The organism is Flavobacterium cheongpyeongense (genome assembly GCF_003202435.1).
Taxonomy (GTDB): domain Bacteria; phylum Bacteroidota; class Bacteroidia; order Flavobacteriales; family Flavobacteriaceae; genus Flavobacterium; species Flavobacterium cheongpyeongense.
The window spans coordinates 1-12,462 of record NZ_QJHK01000028.1 but is presented as its reverse complement, the minus strand read 5'-3'; the positions used below and the strand labels follow the sequence as shown (position 1 = coordinate 12,462).

Annotated in this window: 10 protein-coding genes and 1 pseudogene; all 11 read right to left on the bottom strand. The window is 31.7% G+C overall.

All coding sequences use genetic code 11. From position 1 onward, the window contains the following. Window positions 1–31 precede the first annotated feature (31 nt). Window positions 32–1,543 (bottom strand): B12-binding domain-containing radical SAM protein, encoded by a 1,512-nt coding sequence (locus DMB65_RS20350; protein WP_165835009.1) that lies wholly within the window; start codon window positions 1,541–1,543, stop codon window positions 32–34. Continuing rightward, window positions 1,543–3,009, bottom strand: coding sequence for an aryl-sulfate sulfotransferase (locus tag DMB65_RS20345; protein WP_110308465.1), 1,467 nt, complete (start codon window positions 3,007–3,009; stop codon window positions 1,543–1,545). The genes DMB65_RS20350 and DMB65_RS20345 overlap by 1 nt, the downstream gene beginning before the upstream one ends. Next, on the bottom strand, window positions 3,006–4,172 hold the full coding sequence (locus DMB65_RS20340; protein WP_123955372.1) for a lipopolysaccharide biosynthesis protein: 1,167 nt from the start codon (window positions 4,170–4,172) through the stop codon (window positions 3,006–3,008). The genes DMB65_RS20345 and DMB65_RS20340 overlap by 4 nt, the downstream gene beginning before the upstream one ends. Further along, window positions 4,169–5,725, bottom strand: a complete 1,557-nt coding sequence (locus tag DMB65_RS20335) for a glycosyltransferase family 87 protein (protein WP_110308463.1) — start codon at window positions 5,723–5,725, stop codon at window positions 4,169–4,171. Before DMB65_RS20335 ends, DMB65_RS20340 begins: the two co-directional genes overlap by 4 nt. Next, on the bottom strand, window positions 5,722–6,468 hold the full coding sequence (locus tag DMB65_RS20330; RefSeq protein ID WP_110308462.1) for a glycosyltransferase family 2 protein: 747 nt from the start codon (window positions 6,466–6,468) through the stop codon (window positions 5,722–5,724). Before DMB65_RS20330 ends, DMB65_RS20335 begins: the two co-directional genes overlap by 4 nt. Then, the gene (locus DMB65_RS20325; protein WP_123955371.1) at window positions 6,468–7,589 is read right to left on the bottom strand and encodes a hypothetical protein; all 1,122 of its coding nucleotides are present in this window, start codon (window positions 7,587–7,589) and stop codon (window positions 6,468–6,470) included. Before DMB65_RS20325 ends, DMB65_RS20330 begins: the two co-directional genes overlap by 1 nt. 5 nt (window positions 7,590–7,594) lie before the next feature. Further along, a complete protein-coding gene (locus DMB65_RS20320; RefSeq protein ID WP_110308460.1) occupies window positions 7,595–8,977 on the bottom strand; it encodes a B12-binding domain-containing radical SAM protein in 1,383 nt (460 codons plus the stop codon). Next, the gene (locus DMB65_RS20315) at window positions 8,974–9,756 is read right to left on the bottom strand and encodes a class I SAM-dependent DNA methyltransferase (protein ID WP_110308459.1); all 783 of its coding nucleotides are present in this window, start codon (window positions 9,754–9,756) and stop codon (window positions 8,974–8,976) included. The genes DMB65_RS20320 and DMB65_RS20315 overlap by 4 nt, the downstream gene beginning before the upstream one ends. Further along, the gene (locus DMB65_RS20310; protein WP_110308458.1) at window positions 9,746–11,206 is read right to left on the bottom strand and encodes a B12-binding domain-containing radical SAM protein; all 1,461 of its coding nucleotides are present in this window, start codon (window positions 11,204–11,206) and stop codon (window positions 9,746–9,748) included. The genes DMB65_RS20315 and DMB65_RS20310 overlap by 11 nt, the downstream gene beginning before the upstream one ends. Then, entirely contained in the window at window positions 11,199–12,101 is a 903-nt protein-coding gene (locus tag DMB65_RS20305) for a nucleotidyltransferase domain-containing protein (RefSeq protein WP_110308457.1), read from the bottom strand. Before DMB65_RS20305 ends, DMB65_RS20310 begins: the two co-directional genes overlap by 8 nt. 242 nt (window positions 12,102–12,343) lie before the next feature. Then, window positions 12,344–12,462: pseudogene (locus tag DMB65_RS20300) on the bottom strand (IS1595 family transposase); the annotation flags it as partial.

Here is a 12,462-nt window from a genome sequence, read left to right as displayed (position 1 = left end):
GCCACAGCTTTTAAAGTTTAAGAATTACTAATTATTCAGAATGAAATCCTTCAATTTCAGGCTGACGGTATTTCCATATTTTATGTAAAGCTTTGATTTCGTAAGGATAATGATAAATATTGTATTTATACCTTAAGGCTGAAACCATTTGTAACAATCGCTTTTTGTATCCTCGAATCCTAAAATCAGAAACAGTAGGATAATAACCATTCAGGACGGTTTCAAAATTTTTAATTGTGTCAATCATGTAGGGCTTTAGCCAGGGAGTTAGTGGATTTTTTCGCAAATCAAAATTTTCCCATGAAGGAGAAATCCATTCTTCAAGTTGTTCAGGAAATGAAAAACCAGCATCGAGAATCTGTTTGTAAAGTTGCGAACCTTCTGTGGGCACGGGACTGAAAAGATAAATAATGATTTCTGCGTTTGGGTTGATGGCTTTGATTTCCTTGATGAAATTAATATCCCAGAGAATTTGATCGTAGACTTCTTTTTCAGTTTTGGCTGGCATACCTAAAACAAAAGACAGTTCAGGAACAATATCGGCATTTTTCATTCGGAGCACAAAATCTTTAATCATTTGTCCTGTTTGTGTTCCGCCTTTGTTCATTTGTTTTAGTACTGCATCATTACCTGTTTCGGCACCAAGGAAAATCATTTTACAACCGGCTTTCCTCATCAGTTTTAATTCGTCATCGTTGTACATATTGATAGTGTCAATACGGCCTTCTCCCCAATAACTAATATTGTCATTCATTATTAATTCTGAAAATTCCAAAACTCGTTTCTTTGAAGTGAAGAAATTGTTGTCGTGAAATTCTATCGCATCAATGTTGTATTTTTCTTTGAAATATTTGACATCTTCATAAATTCGGGAAGCCGACATGCCTTTCCATTTGGCATTAAAAATAGGAACAATGGCACAAAATGAACAGGAAAAAGGGCAACCCATGCTCGAATGATAAGACAAGGTTTTATTTCCCATAAATGTTTTAGCCAGATAATCCTGAACCGGATAAAACGAATTTAAATAGTCATACGGAAATTTGGGTAAAGTATCCTGATCCAGTAAAGCTTCGACTGCTGTTTTTACGATTTGATTTGCATTGTCTTTATAGATCAGGTTTTTAATAAAGCTTAAATCTTCATTCGCTTCCAATGCGTTAACCAATTCCGGAAAAGTATTGTCGCCGGGGCCATTAATTACATAATCTACACAACCCGAATTTAATGCAACCTTATATTGATTTGAAGCAAAATAACCGCCCCAAACGGTAATCACATTTGGATAGGTTTCTTTGATTTTTTTGGTGAAAGGAATGGCTTGCCTTAATTGAGGTCCAGGCATAACGGTGGATCCAAAATATTTGAATTCACCTGTTTTTAAATAACTTTCAATGGTTAACCAAGGGTCTTTTTCCAGATTTCCATCGACAAAAACGTACTCGTATTTTCCATGAATGGATGCGCCAACCTGTAAAATCGAGTTGGGAATTCGATGCTTGCCATTGGCACTTCTGGGATTGAATAGGATGATTTTATTCATTAGAATGTAATATTATATTTCAAAGCTCGATAGGAATAACTGAAACTGTTGGGATTATTACTGAAGCTAATATCTAAAACAATTTTTCCGCTTGTATTTACTTCTGTTATGTCTGATTTATTGGCATTAATTTGTGAAGTGATATTTCCTCCCCAACCGATGAAATAGTTTCCATTTTCCAATTTCTGTGTTGACCCCATTATATCGAAATAGCGACCTGTATCTTCATATTCATAAACTAAATTTGCGGTTTTGTTGTTTTCATCCAAGGCAAATTCGACCACTCTGGTTTGTTGAGGAGTTTTAGTAACACCATTGTCAAACAATAGCAGATTTCCATTGCTTAAGATTGTACAATGATGAGGATGCGAAATAATTTTATTGCCAGTTAGTTTAAAATCATCATTATTTCCTCCGAAACGCCACATAATGGCTCCGGTAGTTTTATTTATTTTATAGATTTGATTAGTATGTCTGGCAGAAATCACAAAGTTTTGGTCGTTAGGGTCAATACAAATAGAATTAAAATGAAAATAGTCTACTTTTGAACTCGTAGCATATTGGTTATAATAAATAGGGTCAGAAGCACTTAGCAGTTCAGGGTAATCGGAACTTTCCCATTCGAATATTACCTGATTATTTACTATTTCCTGGAATATCAATTCGGTTAAATCAACAGAATTTTTTCCTCCATAAGCTGTCATGTCAACACTTTTTCGGGTTATGATGCCTGGAATTATATAGTGATTGTCGTTTATATAAATAAAATCATGATTGTCTATTGGGTAGCTTCCGTGACCATTATGGGGAAGGATTTCAAGTTGTTTTATTTCTTCAAATTTTTCATTCATTACAACCACCTTTCCAAGGTCATTGACGTTATAGGAAAACCTTTTTTGATTATTTCCTATGTTGAAATATTTAAAATTAATCACAGCTTTGTAAGGGAGTTTTTTGTAATAAACAGGATAGCCATTATTGTCTAAAATTGTGATGTAGCTAAAATTATTTATGATAGTTGAAGATAATTCAAACAAGTTTACAAGAATAAAACCATTGGAAGGATTGTTTTTTGTAATAACATTAATTTTAGGCAGATCCAGTGGTAAATAATGAATGGTGTAAGTACTACTGGTTTCATTGTTTTTTCCAGATTTTACAACAATGTCATCGCCAGGTTTTAATTTCAAACTAGTGATTTTATTTTTGACTCTAATATTGTTGATATAAATAGTTTTATTTGGAGTAAAATCATTTATTGTTACGTCAATTATATTTAAAGTGTTTAGGGATGTTATGTAATAATCTTTTATTTCAGGACTAAAATTTGGATAAATTTTTCCAGTTGATATTTCAATGGAAGAAAGTGTAGTAATGTTTTCTTCAGAATTTTCACATGATACCATGAAAAAAAGAGAGAGGATAAGCAGAGAACCTATTGTAATTGTTTCTTTTAGTATTTTCATAATACATATTTATTTGTTAATTTAAACAAAATTAAAATTGTCAACTGGGCAATTGCACTTCCTAATAAAACTCCAATTATTCCATAATCTAAATATAAAAAAAGAGATGATAAAACAGCAGTCAAGACAACTCCAATAAAAAGGAATAGAACGACAATTTTTTCTTTGTGTTGTTTGAACAAATTTACAATATCTAAACAAAAAAGATAAGATGGGTAAACATATATAAAAGCAATTAAGTAAAAAACAATTGAAAAATTTGTTTTTAAATAATATTTCAGAATCAAATAGATGACCAATAATGATGCTGGAACAATAATTAGCCCAAGAAATGTTAGGGTCTTTTTAGATTTGTGCATTACATCGTCATTATTTCTATAAATCATTTTTGTGAAAGGTGCATATATAAACGATGTAATTGACATTGTAAAGACTAAAAGACTATTGATAATTTGATATTCGGCAGTAATTGTTTTGTTTCCAAAGTAATCAGTTATGCAAACATCAATTTTTGAACCTAAAAACCCTAAAATCGAGAGCAGAAAAAAGGAGAAAGAAACTTTGAAATAACCAATGTTGAATATAAGTTTTTGAAATGATAAATATTTTTTGAACAAAACAAAATAAAGAAACCCTTTTATAAATTGATAAGAACTGTAAATTATTAAAAGTAAATAAACATCAACTTTTGATCTTAAAAAGAAAAAAAATAAGCCAAATAAGGCAAAACTCATAAACTCTATGACTAATGAAGACTTGAATTTCTTTTGATAAAGAATTAGTGATTCTACGGAATGATTAAAATACCTTCCAATGATCCAAATCATAATCCAAAACCCAAAATAGATTGGAAAAATCACGAATCCAACAATTGAAAAGCATACAACCAATGGTAATCTGGTAATCATGTTTTCGGAGAAATTCTGATTTATTTTACTTGGATATTTGCTAAACTCCCGCAATAAATATTCTTTATTCCCCCAATTGATAATTTGTAAAGCAAACAATGTGAATAATAAAATTGATACAAATGAACCCCAAACTTCTTTCGAAGAATAATGAATTACCAGAAAAGGAATGGCCATACTAAATGCAGAAACTAATATTTGCCGCAATGCATTTGATGAAATAAATCCAATCCTATTGATGTGTGTTTTTTTCAATTTATCTTAATTTTTCTCAACGCATAAAACCCAATTCCCCGATCATAGTCTGAAAGATAAAGAAGTGTTTTGTTGTTTATCAATATTGGTTTTAGCTTATTGCCCTTTTCAAATGTAAACTGTTTTTTGTTGTAATAAGCCTGATTGTTTTTTAGTTCAACATTGATGGCAGTTTGTGTTTCAAGCGGAACAGATTCTATTTTTTCGCCTTCTTCTGTCCAATAAAAATAAGTCAATTGATTGTTTGCAATTTTATAATCATAAACCAAAATTGGAGCATTTTTATGAAGAAAATAAGTTGAATTTACAATTTCTGACTTTTTAAATAAAGTTATTAAAAGGCAGGGAACAATTGTGCTAAGTGTAATAATTTTCCAATTTACTTTTCGGTAAATTAATGATAAAAAGAGAATAAAAAATAATGCCAAAGCAAACAATCGAAGATAAGAGAACGGAAATCTATTTTCAATAAAATAGGCGATCGGCAAATTATTTATCAGTAATAAAAGAGAAAGAAAAAGGACTTTTTTAACATTTGAAATATCACTTTTTGTCAAAACGAAAAATGGGAACAAGAGTAAAATGAAAGTATATGTACTTCCATAAGGCGAAATTAAAATTGTAGTCAAAATCCAATAAGAGAAAATGAAAAGGGAATTTGAAACTCTCTTGTAAACGAAATAACCCGTGATTATTAATCCAATTTTTAAGGCAGAAGTTAAGGCAAAAAATAAAAAGGGAGAATTAAGGAAAGCATCTGGATTTTCAATTTCGTCAAAAATCATTAATCGTTTTAAAAACATAAAAACGGACTGGTAATTGTCAACAAAGGCTCCGGCAATTTCGCCATTGGAAGCTTTTGTCAAGACATTTTTAAAATAAAAAATCCAAATGTCAAATCCAGTAAAAAGCACTGAAATTAAAAACAACAGCAAACAAGAAATTGCAATATAAATCAAGGGTTTGAATTGTTTTTTAAACAAAAAAACAAAAATTAAAAGTATTGGAAATACTTTAAGAAATATTGCCAAACTTAAAAATATCGCCATTTTTTTAGGTTCCTCTTTTTCGTAAGCCAACCAAAATTCACTTAATAAAAAGAAAAGTAAAAAATAGACTTGTCCAAACAGTAATTCATTTTTTATGGGCACAAAAAATAATATTGGAACAAGTAAAATGTACTTTGCATTTATTTTAAAAAACAAAACCAATCGATTCAAACTGTAAGCAAAAAGCAATACACTTATGCTGTTGAAAACCAGTTTGGCTGTCGGTAATGATAAAAAAGATATTGGGTAAAAAACTAAAGCTAAAAAAGGAGTATTTGGAGCATAACTTGTAAATAATCCGGAATATCCAAGATTAGAAATGGCTTTATTGAATTCATAAGGGAAATAGATGCCCGAATTAAATTTGCCATCGGCTAAAAATTTGCCGCCAAAATAGTAATTTGAAAAATCGTGAACAGGGAAATTAATCGCTTTGTATGTGTAAAAAGCACAAAGCAAAATCAGCGGAAATAACCCGTAATATTTTCCTGAAAATTCTTTCATATTTTTGAAAAAAGCGAAAATGAAAACAGTTTAGTCTTTTGCAAAAAGTAGGATATTGAAACTCTCAAAACACCCAATCCATAAGTGATACTTCTTTTGAAATTAATGGAACTCGCCTCTTCAAAATAATTTGCGGGACATGAGATCTCGCCAATTCGGGCCTTTTTATAACAACATTGTGCCAGTATTTCATTGTCAAAGACAAAATCATCCGAGTTGTTTTCGAAATCAATTTTCAGCAACAATTGAGTATTAAAACAGCGATAACCGGTATGATACTCGGAAAGTTTTTGATTCATCAAAACATTTTGGACGAAAGTCAAAATCCTATTGGAAATATATTTATACAACGGCATGCCGCCTTTTAAAGCACCTTTACTCAAAATACGTGACCCCAAAACAACATCATACAAATCATTGGCGACTAACGTACACATCGCAGGAATGAGTTTTGGTGTGTATTGGTAATCGGGATGCAGCATCACAATAATGTCGGCGTTGAGCTGTAAAGCTTTTTTATAACATGATTTTTGATTGGCGCCGTAACCTTTGTTTTTATCGTGAACGATGACGTGTTTGATGCCAATTTCTTTAGCGATGGCAATCGTATTGTCGTGACTGAAATCATCAGTAATAATTATTTCATCAACAATATCAAACGGAATTTCTTCAAAGGTTTTTTGAAGTGTTTTTGCTGCATTGTATGCTGGGAGCACTACTATTATTATTTTGTTATTTATCATCAATTCAAATGATTAACTTCAATTTCAGATTGTTCCCGAACGCTTGAAGAAACTGATAATCCTTGGAATGGAGCCAAATTTTCGATATCTTTTCTATAATATAAATTGCCCAAGAAAGGGAATTCGGTATAAATATGGGTTGGTAAATTTGATAATAGACCCTGAACTAGCGTCAAAGGCATTTTCCATTCCAGACTCAGACGTTCTGCTGAAGGTTCCATAAACGAAATGTATAATAATTCGGTTAAGGTATGTTGTTGACTTTGCGAAAAATCGACGCCATCTGTCAGGGCTAATTTTTGCTTTCGGTTACTTTCGCGGTAACTGATTAAAGTGTTTTGTAATTCGTTATATGTCAAGTAACCGGCATAATCATTTTGATGACTAAACATTTGATTGATGTTTGATTCGTGACACCACATACATTTTCCCGGTTTACCTGCATTAGAATGAGAGGCATCGGTATTGTTTTTTCGGTTGCCATTCGCATCAAAAATACCAAAGCGCAACTGGCCGTTGGGCAATAGTTCAATTGTCTCGTACTCAAAAATCTCACCAGAAACGGGATTTACTTCTTCAGATAGAAAAATCTGAGTGAAACCATTTTGTTCTGAAAACTTAATGATTCTGTTTTCAAACGAAACGCTCGAATTATCTATGTATCCTTTTTGTGGAAGCAGTGTATATCGATTCAGGATTTCTGTTAGAGTTTGAGGTGTTCCAGTGATTTCATAATAATGCTCGGAAGCGCCCAACAATAAAGTTATATATCTTCCTAAATCTATAGTATTTGTAGTTCGATATTCTTGTGATTCCTTAATTTTAAAATTCAGTTTTGTTAATTTTTCAATTGCACTTTCTGAAAAGCCGAGTTTGTTTATATCTATTGAAATGATATTGTTTGAAGTTGAAATTCCGTTTAATGTCTTTGGTAATTTGGCACCAACATAAGACAATCCCCATTTTAGTCCAATTAGAGATTGATCAATTGTATCATCCGGATAGGCTTTGTTCCATTTTAAAAGAAGAGTATTATTATCATGATTTTGCAGTTCATCATAAGTATTAGTTTCGCATGATATAAATAATAAAAAAAAAGAGACAAAAAGGAGCTTTTTCATACGTTTCATTTGTTAATTTTCATCAATCCGCCAGCTAAAATCGATTTTGTTTTCAGTTTTAAAATTTTCACATAATTCCGACTTCCTGCTTTTGTAATTTCTCTATGAAATTCTACTTCGTTAACCACTTTTTTTACGGCATAATCATAATATTTTCGGCTATAACTTCTTTCGAAATCAATCTCCCTGTCAGTTGACGTTTCCCAATCTGGTTTTACGGTAATGTTGTTTTCAATTTCGTTATATAATGAAGTGCCCTTTATTGGATATGCAATTGTAATAGTATAATGTGTAGGATTTGCATCTTTTAAGTACTGAATCGTAGTAGAAATGTCTTCTTCAGTTTCCCCAGGATATCCAAGCATTATGAATGTTCCGGTCTCGATTCCTAAAGCATTTGTATCTTGAATTATCTTTTTTACATGATTTACGTCGACACGGCGATCCATCAAGTCGATAATTTTTTGAGAACCACTCTCGGCACCAATCCAAATTCTAAAACATCCGGCTTCTTTCAAAAGTTGCAGAATTTCGTTGTTCAATCGTTCAGCTCTGGTTATGCATTCAAAGCGGATTTGGGCATTTTGCCTGACAACTTCTTCATGAAAAGCAATGAGCCATTTGTGGCTAATTGTGAATACGTCATCAACAAACCAAATTGCGTCTGGATTGTATTTGTCTTTAAGCATTTTCATTTCCTGAGCAACCAAATGTGCCGGTCTTCGGCGATAACTTTGTCCGTAAACTGCGGTACTGCACCATTTGCAGGTATAAGGACAACCCCGTTGCGTAGAAATGGTCATGGAGCTTTCGCCGTGATTTTTCTTCCAGGTTTCAAGATATTTCTCAATTGGTATTGCATCTCGGTTTGGCAATGGTAATTCATCCAATTCCCTAAATTTGGTTCTCGCCTGAGTTTGATTGACGTTGTTGTTTTCAAAAAAAGCTATTCCGTCGATTTCGTTAAAATTATCATTATTGATAATGGCATTATACAATTCATAAGTAGTTTCTTCGCCTTCACCAATAATTAGGAAATCGGCTCCGGATTTCAAATAGTTTTCTATATTGTAAGTTATATCTGGTCCGCCGAGAATAATTCTTGGAAAACCATACAATTCTGTTTTTAGTATTTTTATGAGTTTTACAACTTCTATTTTTGTCATTAAATTGGTGTAAATGGAAATGACTTTTGGTTTTTTTTCTAAAATATAGCTGAGTTGATCTTCTTGCGAATAAAAAGTAGTGTCATAGACATTATTCTGAATGTTTTTGCTCGTCAAATATGCGGAAACATACAGCAGCCCTAACGGTGGATAGGGTTTCATTATCTTTTGTTCCTTTAAATCTCCAGAAAGATAATAGGCGTGTGTAAATAGAATACTCATTTTTTTTGAAAAACTATTAAATAATGATCGGCATATTTTGATAGAAATGAGCAGTTTTTAATTGCCTCATCCAAATTTTTTAAAATCGATAACAGTTTTAATTTATTTTTAAAAAATGGTTCTAAATACGATGGCGGAATAAAAAAACCAATTGGTTTAATAGAAATAATTTCAAAATCATTTCCCGATAAATTTACAATATCTTTTGGATTATAATAAAAAGTGTTTACTTTTTCTCCGTCAACATTAGCAATCACGCTTTCTTTTTTTCTTCTAAAAGCTAACGAAAATTTGGCTTTCGCAAAAAAATAAAATGCTTCCCAAAGGGTGTTTTTAGGCATAAACACCAAAGCCAAATACCCTTTTTCTGAAACTAAATTTGGTACGCTTTCAAAAAACGATTTTAATTCTTCTTTAGATAAACAGTTCAAACCACCAAAATTCGAAAAGATCAAATCAAATTTTTCATTTCCAGAAAGGATGCTGATTTCATTGATGTTTAACTGCTCAAAGGTTAAATTGTCCAGTTTTTCTTTGCTTTGTGCAATTAAAATCATCTCTTCAGAAATATCGGTTGCAACGACCTCAAAGTTTTGTTTGGCTAACCAAATAGCATCTTCGCCTGTTCCACAATTGATTTCGAGTATGTTTTTGACGGGATTGTTTTTTAAAAATTTCGATACGTGATGATAAACAAACCTGCGTTGTGTTTTTCCAATAACAGAATTGGTAAACGTATGGTCATAATTAGCTGCGGCATTGTCGAATTTAGATTTCATCTCTTGATAATTTTAAAATCAAGCCATCAACAAAAGCGCTCGGGATATAATATCCGAGTTTTGCAATTGATTTCAGGTTTTGAAAATTCAAATTTAGTGGATGCTTTAACAAGGATTTCAAGTTGTAAAAACCTTGGCTTTTTCTATATTCTTTATGTACAAATCGTTGCAGTTTTCTATAAAAAACAGAATCAAAACTGCCGTTGAACATCATTTCAAAATCGTCAGAATCTGTCCAATTGGCTTTTAATTTCAAATCCTCTTTTACTTTTTCGTAAAATGGAGTTCCTGGCAAAGGATACGAAATAGAGATTCCAATGCTATCAGGTAATAATTCTTTTACCATTGCAATTGTTTTTCGAATATCTTCCTTGATTTCAGTCAAATAGCCAAATTGAAGAAAAAAGGCAATCCTAATTTTATGTGCTTTCAATAATCTTGTGGCTTCATAAATTTCTGCTACTTTTGTGCCTTTGTCCATTGCGTCGAGAATTTTTTGAGAAGCACTTTCGGCACCCACCCAAACCTCTTCGCATCCTGATTTTGCCAAGGCGTCAATAGTGTTTTCTTTTAGCAATAAATCTACGCGGCTTTGAATGTAATAACTGATTTTCAGGTTTTTTTTCTGTAATTCGGCATTGAATTCTTGAACCCAATTGGGTTTCAATCCAAATATATCATCACACATCCAAAAACGACTTACGTTAAATTTTTCTTGTAAAAAAGCAATTTCCTTGACAATATATTCAGGGGAATGAGCATTATATCTATTCCCATAAATGGGCTTTGCACACCAATTACATTTGAAAGGACAGCCTCGGGTGGTTGCTAAATTTAAGGTAAAGGATTGATTACTTTTAGCCCAAATGCGTTTGTATGCATCGATATCTACCAAATCCCAGGCCGGCAAGGGCAATTGATCAAGGTTCTCGAAAACAGTACGCTTCGGATTTTGCGTTACAATTCCTTTTTTTTGAAATACAATTCCATTAACAGTTTCGATTTCATTCCCTTTTTCTATAGCGTTTATGAGTTCTAGCAAGGTTAATTCGCCCTCGCCTTGAATGATATAATCGGCACCTTTTTCCAGGTATTCTTTGTAATGATCCGTCGCGTCTGAACTACAAACAATCACGATACAGTTTTCTTTTTTGCCAAATGAAATCATTTCAAAACAGGCCTCGCGCATATTAGTCAGACACATTTTGGTTAGATAATTAAAACCATCATCATAAATCACCAAATATTTAGCCTTTTTTTCTTCTAAAACAGATTGAATCGGAAGAGGGTTTTCTAATAAATTCACGTCAAATAAATCTACCGAATAGTTGTTTTCCCGCAGTAGCGAAGCCGCATACAAAGTCCCCAAAGGAGGAAAAGGCGTTTTGTTTTTCCATTGCTTTGGGTCGAGTTTGTAATAATACGAATGCGAAAAAAGGATATCAAGCATGTTCTTCTGCTAATTCAATATTGTAGTTCTTTTGAAATTCCCTGTATTTTTCGTTTAAAGCCAGAATTACTCTTTGCTGAAAATTTGAAGGATGATGTTTTGATATATCTTGGGTAGATTTAAGTGCTATTTTAAAATCCTCTGTGGCGATATTTTTAAATTTCGATTTCCATTTTGCTATAGTGATTTTTTTAAAACCAGAATCCACAAATTCACCCAAGGTATTGTTTAGGCCAAATTCTAGTGTTTTAGTAAAAAATGGCTTATTTTGATTTCCAATAGGAGATAGATCAGGCTTAAATTTTGGGAAATAATCATTGACCCAAAGGTTTTTAGTATAAAATATTTCAAAAACTTCTTTTCCCGTAATAGGAATGAGAGTTTTTAATTCAGTAGCAGTAAATCGGTTTTTTTCTTCAATTTCAAGGCTGGAAGTTGAAATGAAGTAATTAACACAGAAATATTTTCGGGAGTTTAGTAAAAATATTTTTTTAAATAATATCAATAGCGTTCGGCACATCCATAATCGATCAGGTTTTGTAATTACAAAAAAATCAATATCACTGTTTTCATCATGATAGCCTTTTGAAAGAGAACCAGAGATGCCAACAGCTTCTACGTAGGGGAATTTTGAAATGAATTTAGCTCTTTTATAGGCTTTTGTCATTATATTTGATGCATATAGATTACCTTTTAACCTTTTGGTTACACTATCCAAATCATTTCCGTAAACATAGAATTCATCTACCATGAATAAGATTCCTTTTTGGATTAAAAGATCTAATTCTTCAGCGGTATTGGCTTTGTTGTCATGGTTTGTGTAATCATGAATCTCCTCTAATTTTAAAGGATATCTAAAAATAGAGAAATATAATATAGTTTTTAAAACATTCATTAAAATAAATTGTTTATGGCATCTAAAGATAAAAATTAAATCTTATTAATGTATCCTCCGTTCATTTTTTTAGCTTCCAATTCAGTCTGCTAACGGTTCTTTTTATTCTGAAAATAAAATTCAAAACAAGATAGCTTTTATAAATTAGGAATTAGTATGTTTTTTTCAGTAAATTCTTGTTTTTTTTGACTTGTTTAGTTTGAACTCTCGATTGAAAATGTATTAAAAATAAGTTTATTGAGTTATGCACTTAATATCTGTTTTATATTTTTTTGATATATCGGTTTTGCATTTACCATTCTTTCTATGGATTTATGAAAAATACTTGTTTTAAATTGAGAACGGTTTATCCTAAAACAAA